Source organism: Streptomyces sp. N50 (assembly GCF_033335955.1).
In the GTDB taxonomy this organism is placed as follows: Bacteria; Actinomycetota; Actinomycetes; order Streptomycetales; family Streptomycetaceae; genus Streptomyces.
Genome location: NZ_CP137549.1, coordinates 5,109,454 through 5,123,671, shown reverse-complemented (window position 1 = coordinate 5,123,671; position 14,218 = coordinate 5,109,454). Strand labels below are relative to the sequence as shown.

Annotated in this window: 14 protein-coding genes and 1 pseudogene; 9 read left to right on the top strand and 6 right to left on the bottom strand. The window is 71.1% G+C overall.

The window, feature by feature from the left end:
• Positions 1–15: 15 nt before the first annotated feature.
• Positions 16–477 (bottom strand): DUF5707 domain-containing protein, encoded by a 462-nt coding sequence (locus R2B38_RS22935; RefSeq protein ID WP_318017938.1) that lies wholly within the window; start codon positions 475–477, stop codon positions 16–18.
• A gap of 207 nt (positions 478–684) precedes the next feature.
• On the opposite strand from R2B38_RS22935, the gene R2B38_RS22930 reads away from it, so the two are divergent.
• The 4 genes from R2B38_RS22930 (at position 685) to R2B38_RS22915 (ending at position 4,563) form a co-directional block, all read left to right on the top strand.
• A complete protein-coding gene (locus R2B38_RS22930; protein WP_318017937.1) occupies positions 685–3,024 on the top strand; it encodes a histidine kinase in 2,340 nt (779 codons plus the stop codon).
• The gene (locus R2B38_RS22925) at positions 3,021–3,713 is read left to right on the top strand and encodes a response regulator transcription factor (RefSeq protein WP_318017936.1); all 693 of its coding nucleotides are present in this window, start codon (positions 3,021–3,023) and stop codon (positions 3,711–3,713) included. The genes R2B38_RS22930 and R2B38_RS22925 overlap by 4 nt, the downstream gene beginning before the upstream one ends.
• 46 nt (positions 3,714–3,759) lie before the next feature.
• A complete protein-coding gene (locus R2B38_RS22920) occupies positions 3,760–4,092 on the top strand; it encodes an SCO4225 family membrane protein (protein WP_318017935.1) in 333 nt (110 codons plus the stop codon).
• An 81-nt stretch (positions 4,093–4,173) separates the two neighbouring features.
• Positions 4,174–4,563 carry an ANTAR domain-containing protein gene (locus R2B38_RS22915; protein ID WP_318017934.1) on the top strand — a complete coding sequence of 130 codons (390 nt, stop codon included), beginning with the start codon at positions 4,174–4,176 and terminating at the stop codon, positions 4,561–4,563.
• Between the two features lie 151 nt (positions 4,564–4,714).
• Here the strand turns inward: R2B38_RS22915 and R2B38_RS22910 are convergent, their stop codons facing one another.
• Entirely contained in the window at positions 4,715–5,389 is a 675-nt protein-coding gene (locus R2B38_RS22910; protein WP_318017933.1) for a hypothetical protein, read from the bottom strand.
• A gap of 252 nt (positions 5,390–5,641) precedes the next feature.
• Between R2B38_RS22910 and R2B38_RS22905 the strand changes: the two genes are divergently transcribed.
• Entirely contained in the window at positions 5,642–6,466 is an 825-nt protein-coding gene (locus tag R2B38_RS22905; RefSeq protein WP_318017932.1) for a SigB/SigF/SigG family RNA polymerase sigma factor, read from the top strand.
• A gap of 10 nt (positions 6,467–6,476) precedes the next feature.
• Here the strand turns inward: R2B38_RS22905 and R2B38_RS22900 are convergent.
• Positions 6,477–6,923, bottom strand: a pseudogene (locus tag R2B38_RS22900) (DUF5994 family protein); the annotation flags it as partial.
• Positions 6,924–7,046: 123 nt separating this feature from the next.
• Entirely contained in the window at positions 7,047–7,424 is a 378-nt protein-coding gene (locus R2B38_RS22895) for a hypothetical protein (RefSeq protein WP_318017930.1), read from the bottom strand.
• Positions 7,425–7,625: 201 nt separating this feature from the next.
• Here R2B38_RS22895 and R2B38_RS22890 point away from each other — a divergent pair, with 201 nt between their 5' ends.
• On the top strand, positions 7,626–7,964 hold the full coding sequence (locus tag R2B38_RS22890; protein ID WP_318017929.1) for a DUF4333 domain-containing protein: 339 nt from the start codon (positions 7,626–7,628) through the stop codon (positions 7,962–7,964).
• Between the two features lie 82 nt (positions 7,965–8,046).
• Here the strand turns inward: R2B38_RS22890 and R2B38_RS22885 are convergent, their stop codons facing one another.
• Positions 8,047–8,760: a response regulator gene (locus R2B38_RS22885; protein WP_051801641.1), complete on the bottom strand. Its 714-nt coding sequence runs from the start codon at positions 8,758–8,760 to the stop codon at positions 8,047–8,049.
• Positions 8,757–9,998, bottom strand: a complete 1,242-nt coding sequence (locus tag R2B38_RS22880; RefSeq protein WP_318017928.1) for a sensor histidine kinase — start codon at positions 9,996–9,998, stop codon at positions 8,757–8,759. Before R2B38_RS22880 ends, R2B38_RS22885 begins: the two co-directional genes overlap by 4 nt.
• Positions 9,999–10,116: 118 nt before the next feature.
• On the opposite strand from R2B38_RS22880, the gene R2B38_RS22875 reads away from it, so the two are divergent.
• From R2B38_RS22875 to R2B38_RS22865, 3 genes are all read left to right on the top strand, one after another.
• Positions 10,117–10,863 carry an ABC transporter ATP-binding protein gene (locus R2B38_RS22875; RefSeq protein ID WP_318017927.1) on the top strand — a complete coding sequence of 249 codons (747 nt, stop codon included), beginning with the start codon at positions 10,117–10,119 and terminating at the stop codon, positions 10,861–10,863.
• A complete protein-coding gene (locus R2B38_RS22870; protein ID WP_318017926.1) occupies positions 10,860–13,139 on the top strand; it encodes an FtsX-like permease family protein in 2,280 nt (759 codons plus the stop codon). Before R2B38_RS22875 ends, R2B38_RS22870 begins: the two co-directional genes overlap by 4 nt.
• A gap of 293 nt (positions 13,140–13,432) precedes the next feature.
• A complete protein-coding gene (locus R2B38_RS22865) occupies positions 13,433–14,158 on the top strand; it encodes a hypothetical protein (protein WP_318017925.1) in 726 nt (241 codons plus the stop codon).
• Positions 14,159–14,218: the final 60 nt, after the last annotated feature.

Below are 14,218 nucleotides of genomic sequence, written 5' to 3'. Positions count from 1 at the left end.
TGTCAGCCAGCGATGTCAGCCGGCGACGTCGAAGGTGATCGCCTTGGACACGAACGTCGTGTCGCCGTCCTTGGCGGTGGCGAGCGTCGAGACGTTCCAGGTGCCCTTGGCCGTCTCCGCCGCCTCCTTCTTGGTGACCTTGACGGTGTAGGTGCAGCGCGAGGTGTCGTCCGACGTGGCCTTGCACGTGGCGGACTCGACCTCGCGCAGGTCCGCCGCGGTCGGCTTCAGCTTCGAACTCACGGGCCAGGCAACGACCTTGAGGCCCTTGATTCCCGAGTTGTCGCTGACGTCCACGGTGTAGGTGAAGGAACCGTCGCCGCTCGCGGACGGGGCGGTGTAGTGGGCCGAGCCGTTCGACAGGGTCGGCTTCTCCGGTGCGGAGGCGGCCGACGCGGCGAGTCCGCCGGCGACGACTCCGCCGACCGCGGCGACGGAGGCGAGGGAGAGGAGAAGGGCGCGCTTGGACATGGACATGGGAGATCCCCCTGGGTGATGTGGATGGTGTGGGAGGCGGTGGTCGACCGCTTCCCTCGATGTGATCGAGCCTAGGAGCGGGACGGGGCACGGTCCTCGGGCGGAAGGACGGTTGCCGCGTCGAACCAGAGATAGAGAAGAGCGGGACCGTAATCCCCCTTCCGCCTGACCCGGGCCCCTCACCTGCGCCCATAGCCTTTGAGTGTCATGAAACGAACCGACGACCGGCTGCTCCCGGTCCTGCTGATCTGTGCCCAGGCCCTGGTGTGGCCGGTGGCTCCGCTGCTGCGCGGCACCGTGCCGACCGCGGCCGACCTGCTCGTGGCCGCGCTGGTCGCGGGATCCGTGACGGCCGCGCTCGCTCTGCGCCGTACCCGCCCGGTGATCACGCTCATCGTGGTCGCCGCGGCCTGCGCGGTGGGCGCCGGCCCGCTGCCCACCGGGGCGATGGCGGTCTTCGGCACCGCGGGCGTCGCGCTCGCCCTCTTCACGGTGGCCGCCGAACGCGACACCTTCACCACGGTCCTGTGCGTGCTCACGCTCGCGCTCTGGCAGTTCCTGCAGAACATCACCCTGCACGGCCTCAGCGACAACAACGGCCTCGACCTGGTCCTCATCACCCTGCTCTACGCCACGGCATGCGGCGCGGGCTTCTACGTACGCCGCACCCACCGCGCCCGCCAGGCCGCCGAACTCCTCCTGCACCGCGCGGAAACCGAACGCCACCGCCTCCCGGCGGCCGAACGGCGCCGTATGGAACGGGAGTTGCACGACGTCAGCGCCCACCACCTGACCGCCGTGGTCGTCACCGCCGGCGCGGCGCTCGGCCTGCGCGAACGCCGCCCCGAACTCGCCGCCGAGGCACTGGAGTTCGCGACCGAGACCGGCCGCGAGGTCACCCGGGCACTCAGCGCGGTCCGCGCGCCGGCCCCCTCCCGCGAGGAACTCCCGTCCCCCGAGGAGCGGTTGCGCTCCCTGATCGCCGGCTTCCGCCGCCTCGACCAACCGGTCGACTTCGAGATCGACCCCCTCCCCGACGGCGCCGTCGCGGACGCGGCCTACGGCATCGTCCGTGAGGCCCTCACCAACGTGGCCCGCCACGCCCCAGGCGCCCACACGACCGTGACCGTCCACTACGGCGACACCCGCACCGACGTCGTCATCACCAGCGCGGCCCCGCCGGCCGCCACCCCGGCCCACGCCTCAGGCCTGGGCGGCGGCCGAGGCCAGGGCTTCCTCCGCTCCCGAGCCCGGGAAACAGGCGGCACCCTGACCACCGGCCCGACGGCGGAAGGCGGTTGGGAGGTACGAGCGATCCTCCCCGGCCGTACGGCGGCCCCGGTGGAACACGTCGTCCCACGCAGCTACCGCGCAGCCCAGGTCGTCGCCGCGATCGGCCTGTGCTTCCAGCCCCTGCTCCCGGTTCTGATCATCCGCGCGGACGCCACATCGACCAGCACGCATGTGTCGGCGGGAGTCCTGTTCACCTTGCTGGCAGCGACCCAGGCGGTAGCCCTGCTGTGGCTGCGCAAAGCACCGAGAACGGTCCAACTGGCCTTGCTGTGCTTGGCGTTGCTGTGGCCAATGGCAATGTCGGTGGGCCACTACACAGGCCCGGTACTGCTCCCCCCAACCCTGAGCACTTTTGCAGCATGCGCAGCGGTCTTTTCCCTAAAGGGGCGCGGGGAACTGCGCGACCAGCCCCCACCAGCGCGCACATACCGACTACCTCAGGTCCCCATCTCTGTCTTTTCCACTGCAGCCACAGCCGCACACTCCACCGCCCTCACCATCGCCGTCCTACACCGAGGCACGACCATCCCCACCTGGGCGGTAACCACGGCTTCAACTGCCGCTGCCGCACTGCTAATTGGTGCGGCCCACTACGCCGGAGCCCTACGCGACAGGCGTGACAGAACAACCCAGGTCACCCAAACCGCACAACTCGCCACCTGGACAGAGGAAGCCGTAAGAGACGCCTGGGCAGAACGCCGCCGCATCGCAGCGGGGCTGGAGACCACCGTCCTGGCCAGAACCGCAGACATGATCACCGAGGCACAGGCAGGCCACCTCGACGCAACAGCCACCCGAGCCCGAGAAGCCCTCGCAGCGATGCGCGCCCTCCTGGACGCAGTCCGAGACGCCGACGAGACGACAACCCCCGACCTGCGCCCCCAACCCACCGTCCAGGCCCTCGACTTGCTGGCACACCAGTGCCGAGCCACCGGCCGAGACGTACAGATACGCGTGACGGACCGAGTACCGGACCGCCTCCCCACCGAAGTGGACCTGGCCGCCTACCACGTAGCCGAAACCCTCCTCGCGACCGGCGACAACGACCCGGCCGTACTGGAACTCGACGCGGACGGCACTACGTTGACGATCACGGCCACCGGCGTACCCCGCGCCAAGGACACCGCCGTACAGGCCCGCCTGGCGGCAAGGATCGCGCCGCTCGGCGGCACCCTGACGGCCGGCCGCCCACCGGGCACGGTCCACCTCCGGCTGCCGCTCACGGCACCGGACGACGAGGAGAGAGAACGATGAGCCTCAGGGTGCTGGTCGTCGACGACCAGGGCATCGTCCGCGCGGGCTTCGCCGCCGTGATCGACGCCGAGGACGACATGACGGTCGTGGGCGAGGCCGCCGACGGCGCCACCGCGGTGGTCCTCGCCGCCGAACTCGCCCCGGACGTGGTCGTGATGGACGTACGGATGCCCGAACTCGACGGCATCGCGGCCACCCGGATCATCACCGCCCGGGAGAACGCGCCGCGCGTCCTCGTGCTGACCACCTTCGACCTCGACGCGTACGTCTTCGACGCCCTGCGCGCGGGAGCCTCCGGCTTCCTCCTCAAGGACGTGCACGCCTCCGAACTCCTCGCGGGAATCAGGGTGGTGGCGAGCGGCGAGAGCGTGCTCGCCCCGTCCGCGACCCGCAGGCTGATCGGCCACTACGCGTCCGGCGCGGGCACGGGTTTCCGTTCCGACGCCGAGAACGGCCCGCGCGAACTGGAGAGCCTCACCGGCAGCCAGCGCAACGTCCTCGCCCTGCTCGCCTCGGGCCTCAACAACGCCGAGATCGCCGCGGAGTTGGACATCACCGTCGGCACGGTCAAGTCCCACGTCAACGCCCTGCTCCGCAAACTCGGCCTGCGCGACCGCGTCCAGGCCACGATCCTCGCCTACGACCTCGGCATCACCCGCCCGAACCCACCGGGCGTAGACCATCTCTGACGGTCCATCACCACACCTTCACCCAGCGCCACTCAGGAGTACAGCCATGCCCAGTACCGACGCCGGCCCCGCCCGCTCCCCGCTGCACCGAATCGGCCAGAGCCTCCGCAACCCCTTCGCTCTCGGCTACCTCGGGATCTGCATGGCCATCGTCATCTGGACGGTCGTCGTGACCGTGACGGACGACTCGGGTGAGTCCATGGCGGGCGTCGTGCCCGTCCTGGCCACCGCCCCGGTCAGCTTCTTGGTCCTCGTACTCCCGGGCGGCAAGGCCATGTTCATCGTCGCGGTCGTCATCGGCGCACTGGTGAACGCCTCCATCATCGGCTGGTGCGCCCGCGCACTGAGCCGCAGCAACCAGTCCGACGCCACCCGCTGAGCCCCGGGCAGGACTAGGCTGGGGGCGCGGTGTTCGCCCTGCTTCGCATCGGGCACAACCACCGCGTCGAAGGACTGCGGCATGAGGCACGCGCCCTGCACCACGCACCAACCGACCACGACCCATGAAGAACGGCCCCCGCGCCCCCTGTTGACGGCCGTTTCCCCGACTCCCGACCCGGCCCTGCTGGCCGAGCTCGGCCAACTACGCGTACAGAACAGTCAGTTGGCACTGGCCCTGGAGACCCGGGCGGTGATCGACCAGGCGCGCGGCATGGTGATGGCCATCGCACCGTGCAACGGCGACAGGGCCTGGGACCTGCTGGTGGGCGTCTCCCAGCACTGCAACATCAAACTCCGGACCGTGGCGGCGGCCCTGGTGGCCACGACGGAGGACAAGGCGCTCCCGGCCGACATCCAGCGGGAGTTGCGCCGCGCGCTGCGCCGCCTCCACGCGGCGGACCGGCCGTAGCCCGTACCGGATGGGGACGGCACCGGGAGCTGTGGTTCCAACTCTCCGGTGCCTTCGTCCAGAACGGCCGACGGACGCCCCCACTGGGTAGCCCGGCCCGCCGGACCTAAACAGTCCGAGAACTACGTGAACTGCGGGACCTGCCCGGGACCTATTCCGGACGCTGCGTCCGGTCGTTGTGCGCCAGCCCGTCCGGATGGTCCTCCGTACGCTCGCCGAGCGGAAGTACCAGCACCCGTACGGGAGTTGTGTCGTCCTCGCGCCGGATCCGCCCGACCTCCTGCCACCCCCACCCCTTGAGGGCGGCCAGGACCCACCGGGCGGACTCGTCCACCAGCGTGACGCCCAGCGAGGCCTGGTGGTCGGTGAGCAGCCGTTCCTGCATCAGCCGGGCGAGGCCGCGGGCGTGCTGGTGGGGGTGGACGAGGGTCTCCAGGATCGCGAACACATGCCCGGACGCGGTGAGTTGCTCCAGGTTCTGGGGCAACTGCCCCTCGAATCCCTGCCACCACGACCCGTCGCGCGGCACGGAGAAGCCGCAGACACACCCCGCCAGGGCCTCCGCCTCGGCGACGAGCATGTCGAAGCCGGGCAGTTTCACGTCGTCGGCGAGCCGGAGCAGGAACTTCTGCCGGTCGTTGAACTCCTCGCCCGCGTCGGCGTCGGAGGACTCCACGTACAGATCCGCGAGATCCTCCCGCAGGCCCTCGGCCTGCCAGCGGTTCAGCCGGCGCAGCCGCACCGTGTCCATGGCGTCCACGACGCCCATGACGGTCGGCTCCGGCGGCTGGCCTTCGGGTTCGTGCGATTGCAGCGGGCTGCTCATGAGACGCCTCGGTTCGGAAGACTCGGTGGAGTGGTGCGGCGCCGGGGTCTGGGACGTCTGTACAGCAGCATAGCCACGGGTATCACGAAAACCCGTTCGAATGAGCCCGTTTGAAAGCCGTCCCCCCGGGCACTCGTCCGGTGTGCTTCGGACCGGAGGCACCCCCGTGGGAGCGGTGTTCGCTGCTCCCCAGTGTGCTGCGGTCCCCCGACCCCACGGTGAGTGACACCACCGTAGAGGGAGCACGTCCCCATGCAGGCCGAACGCACACTCAACTCCCGTACCAGCAAGCGCACTTACGACGACTCCCCCGACACCGACGAGTCGTTCCGCCGGATCGCCGCACTGCCGGACGGTCCGGAGCGGGCGGCGCTGTGCCAGGAAGTGGTGTGCGCGTGGATGCCGATGGCCGTACGGCTGGCCCGGCGCTTCCGGCACCGCGGCGAGTCGGCCGAGGATCTCGCGCAGGTCGCCCAACTCGGCCTGGTCAAGGCCGTGTCGCGCTTCGACCCGAGTCTCGGCACGGCCTTCCCCAGCTTCGCCATCCCGACGATCCTCGGCGAGGTGAAGCGGCACTTCCGCGACGACCTCTGGGTAGTCCACGTCCCGCGCCGGGTGCAGGAGCTGCGCGGTCAAGTCCGGTCCGCCGACCATGAGTTGAGTGCCACGCGGGGCGGGACGATCTCCGCCGTCGGCGAGATCGCCGCGCACACGGGACTGACGGAGACCGAAGTACGGCTGGGCCAGGGGGCGTTGGAGGCCTACACCGCCTGGTCCCTGGACGCCGTACCCGGCCACCCCACGGACGGCCACCCGCTGACCGACACCCTCGGCGCCGTCGAGCCCGACTTCGACCTGATCGTCAACCGCGAGGCGCTACGTCCCCTGTTGCGGGCGCTGCCCGAGCGGGAGCGCGAGATCCTCTACATGCGCTTCTTCTGCGAGATGACGCAGGCGCGCATCGGGCTCCAGCTCGGCGTCTCCCAGATGCACGTCTCCCGCCTGATCACCCGCACCTGCGCCCGTCTGCACGACCAGGTGATGGCCGAACCGCGCGCGTTCAGGAGGGCGTCGTAAGGAGGCCCGGCACGTTCGCCGCCTCCGCGACCAGCTGACTCCCGGTCGACGTCCGCAGCGGATCACTCGCGGCGGTCATCAGCCAGGCCGCCGTGGCGGGGTCCGTCTCAGGGGGTACGACCAGCAGGTCCCAGCGGCTCGTCCGGTACGACAGGAGCAGCAGCTGGTGCGGATCCTGCTCGGCCAGGAACCAGCCCACCTTCACCACATGCCCGTCGACCGGCACCTTGCGCGGGAAGGCGGCCGGCCAGTGCGTGGGATTCACCGTGACCCGGGTGATCCGGCCCCACAGCGGGTCGAGTGCGGCGACGAGCGAGGGAAGCTCCGCCGCGAGATCCCGGGACCGCGGCCACCAGGCCCCGTCCAGCAGAGCGGACGCGGAACCAAGGGGAGCGAGCGACATACGGAGTGCGGGGGCGGACGGGACGGGGGCAAGAGGTGCAACGGGCGCAGTCATGACGCGAACCCTGCTCTGGGCCGGTCGCGACCGGCCCGGCGTAATCAATCGCCGAAAACGACACGGGCATGGAGGCCGGTGCGCGGAATACCCTCGGTGACTTCGAGCGTACTCCTCCCCTGCTCAGGCACCGCCCCAGCCGGGCGAGGGGTCGTCCGGGTCCTCGGTCGCGTACAGGTCGGGCCCGAGGCGTGCGGCCAGGGTGTCGCCCGCGAGGTGCGTCCGGGTCACGGTGCCGTCGCCGTTCGTCGTCAGCTCGGCGTAGTACGCCGGAGCTGCCCAGTCCATCGGACGGTGGAAGAAGAAGTCGACGCTGTCGTCCGGATACTCACCGCGGAGGAGGGGCAGCACGGTCTCCAGGTCGTCCTCCGCAGCACGCCCGCTGATCACGACCACCACCCGGTCCGACGCCGTCCGCCACACCCGCACATGCGCCCGGCGGAACGACCACGGGTCCTCGTCGCGGATCAGGCGGGCCGGCTGAACACCCTCAACTGCCATACGAGGAACCCTCTTTCGCCCTGCCATCGTCATCGCGTACACCTACGGTACGCACCGTCCGCCGAACGGCCCTCGTACTTCCGGCCGAGGCCCGGCCCCGGAACCGGCCGCCCGGCCGAGGTGGCGGGTACCCGTGCGGGAGGAAGCTCTGGGGACAGCGGCCGGTGAGGACCGGCCGCACCGCGAACCGAGGAGCTCCGCATGAAGCGCATCGTCATCGCCCTGGCCGCGGCCGCCGTACTGGCCGGCGGCGTCGTGGTGGCATGGAACGTGTTCGACAACTCGTCGGTCGCCACCGCGAGCGGCCCGGACCACACGGTGCCGCGCGCCGAGGTCGAGAAGCAGGCCAAGGAGAACTACGCCATCCCCTTTTTCCAGGACGGCCCGCAGTCCGTGAGCTGCCCGGGCGGCCTGCGCGCGAAGATGGACTACACCGTGGCGTGCACCGCCGTCTTCAAGGGCGAGACGAAGAAGATGCTGATCTCCGTCACCGGAGTGCACGGCGACCGCGTGAGCTTCGACTACGGCCTGACGAAGTAGGCGGTGTGGCGCGGCAGTTGGTGTGGCCGGAGCACCGTGGTGCTGCGGAGCAGTGTGGTGCGGGACACGGCGACCGGCCGGATCAGCGGTCGCCGACCACACCGCTCCGCCACGCCCAGGCGGCTATCTCCACCCGGTTCCGCAGCTTCAACTTGCCCTGGACGCTGGCCATGTGCGTCTTGACGGTGGAGAGCGACACGAACAGCTCGGCGCAGATCTCCTGATTGGTCCGCCCCTCGGCGACCAGCCGCACCACATCAAGTTCCCGTCCCGTCAGGGGACTTGAGGACACCTCGGCCCGCCGGGCGGTCTCCGCCGCGGGCCGCTGCTCACCGATCCGCTCCAACAGCCGTACGGTCACGGCGGGCGACACCAGCGCGTCGCCGCGCGAGGCCGCGCGCACGGCCTCCACCAGCAGCCCGGGTCCCGCGTCCTTCAGCAGGAACCCGCAGGCGCCGCCGTGCAACGCCCCGTAGACGTAGTCGTCCTGGTCGAAGGTCGTCACGACCACGACCCGCAGCGGATCGACGGCCTTGGGCCCCGCGAGCAGCCGGGTCACCTCCAGCCCGTCGAGCTTCGGCATCCGGATGTCGACGAGACACACGTCGGGCCGCAGCTTCCTGGCCAGCTCCACGCACTCCGCGCCGTCGGCCGCCTCGCCCACCACCTCGATGTCGGGCTGGAGTTGGAGGATGAGCCGGAATCCGGTGCGCACCATTTCCTGATCGTCGGCGATCAGAACGGTGATACGTCTTCCCGAACCACTCGTGCCGGCACCGGCATTGGCCTCGGTCATGCGGGCGATCCTGCCACAGCCCCGCGCAACGGAAACTCCGCCGTCAGCCGCCACCCCCCGTCCTCGGCCCGGCTCGCGTGCAGCGTGCCTCCGACGGCCTCGGCGCGTTCGGCCAGCCCGACGAGGCCCAACCCGCCCCGCCCGCCCAGCGGTTCGGCGTTCGGCGCGGCCCGCCGCGAGGACGGCGCGTTGTGCACCTCGACCCGAAGCCGCCGCCCGTCCCCGTCGCCCTCCCCCGCCAGCGCGACCCGCACGGACACGGACGGCGATCCCGAGGCATGCCGTCGTACGTTCGTCAGCCCCTCCCGCACCACGTTCCGTACGGACGTCTCCACCTCGGGATCGGGCCGCGCCTGCCGCACCTCGGCCGCGACCTGGAGGGTGGCGGGGGCGTCACGTTCGGCGAACGCGGCGACCAGTTCCCCGAGTTCGGTGAAGAGGTCCCCCGGCCGCACCGCCCGCCCGTCGTCCTCGCGCAGCACCCGCACCAACTTCCGCATGGACTGGAGGGTTTCGGACCCGGCCCGCTCGATGTGCCCCAACAACACGTCCACCTGCTCGGGCGCGCTCTCCCGGATCGCCCGCGCGGCCTGCGCCTGCACGACGATCCCGGTGACGTGGTGAGCGACGAAGTCATGCAGTTCCCGGGCGAGTTCGAGCCGTTCACTCTGCCGCACATCGGCGACGGCACGCCTTCTGCGGTCGTCGAGGCTCCGCAGATAGCAGCCGAGCCCGACGGCGGCACCCGTGGGGAAGGTCAGCAGGAAGGAGAAGACGACCCCGTTCGCGTCCAAGCGCATCGGCGCCGCGATCACGGCAACACCGAGCGCGGCGCCGAGAGTCGCGGCCGCCCAGGGCGAGGACACGTCCTTCGCCGTACGCACCAGCAGGAGCAGCAGACACAGCGTCTCCAGCAGCCCCCACCCGGCGAAGGACGGCGTCACGGACGTGAGCAGCCCCAGGCTGACCGCCCAGGAGACGACCACGGCGGCCCCCGCGCCCCAGGTCAGCGAGGGCGCCCTCCCGGGCAGCAGCAGGACCGCGGCGGCGACGACACCGGGCACCACCCGCCACCAGACGCCGTTCCCTTCGAGCCCGGCGGTGGTGACGACGGAGGCCACATCGAGCACCCACAGCAGCGCCATGACCAGGGCCAGCGCGGTGAGCGCGGTACGGCGGGACAGCCGGGAGAGGGCCGTCTGGTCGTCGCCCAGATTCTGATCGTCCAGTTCTCGCACAACTCGCAGCGTAGGGGCGGCCGTTGTCGCCCGGCCTCGGCCGAAAGGACGACGCGAGGAGCGCGAACCGGTCGCCCGGCCGAGGCGAAGTGCCGTAGCGGAACGGCATGTTGGGCGCATGACTCCCTCCCCACCTCCTGTTCCTCAGCCAGTTCCTCCGCCGGTGTTGCAGGGCATCGCGCTGTCCAAGTCCTTCGGGTCGACGCACGCGCTCGACGCGGTGGACATCGCGGTGCGCGCCGGTGAGTCCGTGGCCGTGATGGGCCCCTCGGGTTCGGGCAAGTCGACGCTGCTGCACTGCCTGGCGAACATCGAACGCCCGGACAGCGGACAGGTGTTGCTGGACGGCAAACGCATCGACCAGCTGCGCGAGCCGCATCGCAGCGAGTTGCGCCGGGTCCGCTTCGGATTCGTCTTCCAGTTCGGCCAGTTGCTGCCCGAACTCCCGGCCGTGGAGAACGTGGCCCTCCCTCTGATGCTCGGCGGCACACCCCGCCGCGAGGCGGAACGCCAGGCCCGCACCTGGTTCGCACCGCTCGGCCTGGACGGCAAGGAGGACAGCCGCCCCGGCCAGCTCTCCGGCGGCCAGGCCCAACGGGTGGCCCTGGCAAGGGCGTTGGTCGCCGGCGCCCAGGTCGTCTTCGCCGACGAACCGACCGGCGCCCTCGACCAGACGACGGGCCAGGAGGTGATCAGCCTCCTGGTGCGGGTCACCAAGGAGCAGAACGCGGCACTGGTGGTGGTCACCCACGACGAGTCGGTGGCCCGCTGGTGCGACCGTACGGTGCGGGTGCGGGACGGGCGGATCGTAGGAGAGACGACGACCTCGCGGGGCGCCGTAGCGAACACAGGAGCCGGCCGATGAAGGCCAACCACACCACCTGGACGCTGACTTGGCGCCTGCTGCGTGGCGGCGGCCGCCATGGCAACCTCGGCGTGGCCCTCTCCATAGCCGCCTCCGCCCTCTGCACCTCGCTCCTGTTCCTGTGCGTGGCCGCCAACCTGGGCTTCGGCGCCCGCGCCGCCCACACGGACTGGCGCACCCCCGCGAAGTCCAACTCCGCGCAGGCGGTGGCGATCCAGGCCGCGGCGACCACGTTCGCCGACGGCGCCCCGGTGACGGTCGTAGACGTAGCGGCGCTCCCGGACGGCCGGACGAGTCCCCCCGCACCACCTGGCATGCCCCGCTTTCCCGAGCCGGGCGAGGTGTGGACTTCACCGGCGCTGGCCGAACTGCGTGGCTGGCGGGGCCTGTTGGGGCTATCAGGACTCCCGGGGTCGTCAGGGTCGTCGTCCGAACCCCCCACAGGCACCCTGGGCCGAGCCGCGCTGGCGCGGCCGGGCGAGCTGGTGGCGGTGGTCGGCTACGAGGCCGACTCCCCGACAATGACGACGAAACGCGGCACGGACCCCCGCCGCCCCGGCGACATAGTGACCCCGACTCCCATAGCGGACTTCAAGGGAGCACGCCCGGCGGACGGCATGACCACCCAGTACCAGGACCTGACGAAGCTCGCGACAGCCCTGGTGATCATCCCCCTCCTGCTCCTCGGCGCCTCCTCCGCCCGCCTGTCCGTCTCCCGCCGGGACAGCCGACTGGCCCTGCTGCGCCTGCTCGGCGCGGCACCGAGCCGCATAGCGGGAATGGCGGCGGCGGAGGCGGCACTGACGGCCACGGCGGGAGCGGTGACGGGCGCGCTGGGCTACGCGGCGCTGCTCCCCCTGGCGTCCAACGTCCCGGTGGCGGGCGGCAGTTGGTACGTCGCCGACCTCTGGGTGGGCGTGCCGGTCCTCCTCGCCGTCCTCACCGGCGTGGTCATGATGGTGACGGTCAGCGCGCTGGCGGGCCTGCGCCAGGTGGTCGTAGGCCCGTTGGGAGTCGTACGGCGTTCCCGCACCCCCCGCCTGAACGCCGTACGCGCCCTGCTGTTCGTCGCCGTACTCGTCGGCTACTGGCAGTTCTCCAAGGGCAGGCCGATGGACATCAACGCGGTGGTGTACTGCTGCGCGGCCGTCTTCGCCGCGCTGTCGGTCATCGGCCCTTGGGTGGTAGGCACGTTGGGCTCCCTGGTGACGGACCTGGCCCGCCGCCCCACCACCCTCCTGGCCGGCCGCCGCCTGCTGGACGACCCCAAGTCGGTCTGGCGCGCGGTCTCGGGCCTCACCCTGGCAGGCTTCGTAGCCGGCTTCTTCGCCCTCTTCAGCATCGCGGCGGGCTCCCCGTGGGACACCCCCGGCCAACTGTCCCTCGCCGTACCGAGCGAGCGGGTCGCGGCGGTGCGGGAGCTGGCGGAGGTTCGGTTGAGGGATGCGGGGATCGGGGCGACGGTTGGTGTGACGACGACTTGGGTGGCTACGGGCACGGGGGCAAGTGGCGGGGGCGGTAGCGGGGTTGAGGGCGATGGTGGGGTTGGGAGCGGCGGGGGCGGTGGAGTTGGGAGCGGCGGGGGCGGTGGGGCAGGCGGTGCGGGTGCCGGTGGCGGTGCGGGTGCCGGTGGCGGTGCGGTGGGCGGTGGCGGTGACGGTGACGGTGCGGTAAGCAGCACTGGTGGCGGTGCGGTAAGCAGCGCCGGTGGCGGTGCGGTGGGCGGTGGCAGCGCCGGTGGCGGTGGCGAACGCCAGCTCACGGCGACCATCACGGCCCCGGGCCGCATGGACGCGGCACGCGCCGCGCTGACCGGTCTCACCCCCGGCCAGTACCCCCTCACCGGCACGGACATCGACTGGCAGTCACGCGAGTTCGACCACGACTTCCACCTCTCGACCCTGACCGTCCTGGCCGCGAGCTTCACGATCGCCATCGCCTCAACCGGCATCACAGCGGCCTCCTCGGTCCTGGACCGCCGCCGCACCTACGGCCTGCTCCACCTCGCCGGCACCCCCCTCCGCGTCCTGGACACGGCGAGGCGCACGGAGTCGGTACTTCCGGGCGCGGTACTCACTACCGGCGCGGTACTCACGGGCCTGTTCTGCGCGGCCCCCCTGACCTTCGCCGGCGGCACACCACATCTGGACGCCGGGGGTCTCACCCTCCTCGCCGGCTGCCTGGCGCTGGGCTTCGCGGGGTTGGCGGGGGCGAGCGCGGCCAGCCGGCCGTTGCTGCGGGAGGTGGCACGGGGGGCGGGGCCTCGCCCGGACTGACCCCGGCCAGAGCAAACGCCCCAGGTCACGGCGAGTGAGTCCTGGGGCTTCGGCAGATCCGCCCGCACATCCGGTCCCTTCTACGAGTGGACAGTCCGAGGGGAACACTCTCCTTCTGGAATACCCCTCTGGCCGTTTCGATTGCTCCCCTTGTACCGATCGCGGGAGGGGGACCCCGATGACCGGGATGGAGTCGATGCCCGGCATCCCGCTTCCTGGCGTCGGAGTACCCGACGGGACCACGGCACCGGGGTCGGATCGACACGCTCGGGCTCGACGAGAACAACGCCCCCGTGGTGGTCGAGTACAAGAAGGGCTCCGGCAGCGGCATCGTGTCGCAGGCCGTCTCCTCCCTGTCGTGGCAGGACTCGGCACGACACGAGTTCGGGGCGCTGGCCAAGGAGAAGCTGGGCGCCGAGGCGGCCGAGGCGGCCGATGCGATCGTTGCGGCCGATGCGATCGACTGGCGGAACCCGCGGATGGTCTGCATCGCGGCCGGCTTCTCGCACCACGACCGGGTCGCGCCGCACCGTCTGCACGAGCGGATCGACCTGGTGCGCTACCGCGCCTTCGACGGCGGGCTGCTGAGCCTGTTGTTGATCGAGTCCGTACCTGGTTCTCCCCGACCCGCTCCGGCCCGGCCCGCTCCGGCCCGGCGGCAGCGTCGGGAGCGGATGGAGACAGCCGGTACCGGCGGGGTCTGGGTTGAAACCGCCGGTCCAGGCGAACCCGAGCGCACCCCCTGCTTGCCTGCAAGACCTGTACGACGAGTTGGCCGAGATGCTGACGGCTTGGGGCGAGGTCGAGGTGGCCGCGCTCAGGCACTACATCGCCTACCGGCGGATGGTGAACCACGCCTCAGTGGTCTCCGTCCGAAGCGCGAGCTGATCTTGCTCTATCTCCGGATCGCCCCGGACACGATCTCGCTGGAGAAGACGGGTCCCCTGATCCGACGGGCATTCGCAACCTGCCCCATGCGTCGGCGGGAACCACAGCGTGGACCAAGAGGTCGCCCCTAGGAGCTGTCCGGCCGATCAACGCTGACCTGCGTCTGGCTGCCGCTTGAGGCACCGGTGACG

Coding starts and splice junctions, on each gene's coding strand:
- R2B38_RS22935 (WP_318017938.1), bottom strand. CDS start 477: ATGTCCATGTCCAAGCGCGCCCTTCTCCTCTCCCTCGCCTCCGTCGCC.
- R2B38_RS22930 (WP_318017937.1), top strand. CDS start 685: ATGAAACGAACCGACGACCGGCTGCTCCCGGTCCTGCTGATCTGTGCC.
- R2B38_RS22925 (WP_318017936.1), top strand. CDS start 3,021: ATGAGCCTCAGGGTGCTGGTCGTCGACGACCAGGGCATCGTCCGCGCG.
- R2B38_RS22920 (WP_318017935.1), top strand. CDS start 3,760: ATGCCCAGTACCGACGCCGGCCCCGCCCGCTCCCCGCTGCACCGAATC.
- R2B38_RS22915 (WP_318017934.1), top strand. CDS start 4,174: ATGAGGCACGCGCCCTGCACCACGCACCAACCGACCACGACCCATGAA.
- R2B38_RS22910 (WP_318017933.1), bottom strand. CDS start 5,389: ATGAGCAGCCCGCTGCAATCGCACGAACCCGAAGGCCAGCCGCCGGAG.
- R2B38_RS22905 (WP_318017932.1), top strand. CDS start 5,642: ATGCAGGCCGAACGCACACTCAACTCCCGTACCAGCAAGCGCACTTAC.
- R2B38_RS22895 (WP_318017930.1), bottom strand. CDS start 7,424: ATGGCAGTTGAGGGTGTTCAGCCGGCCCGCCTGATCCGCGACGAGGAC.
- R2B38_RS22890 (WP_318017929.1), top strand. CDS start 7,626: ATGAAGCGCATCGTCATCGCCCTGGCCGCGGCCGCCGTACTGGCCGGC.
- R2B38_RS22885 (WP_051801641.1), bottom strand. CDS start 8,760: ATGACCGAGGCCAATGCCGGTGCCGGCACGAGTGGTTCGGGAAGACGT.
- R2B38_RS22875 (WP_318017927.1), top strand. CDS start 10,117: ATGACTCCCTCCCCACCTCCTGTTCCTCAGCCAGTTCCTCCGCCGGTG.
- R2B38_RS22870 (WP_318017926.1), top strand. CDS start 10,860: ATGAAGGCCAACCACACCACCTGGACGCTGACTTGGCGCCTGCTGCGT.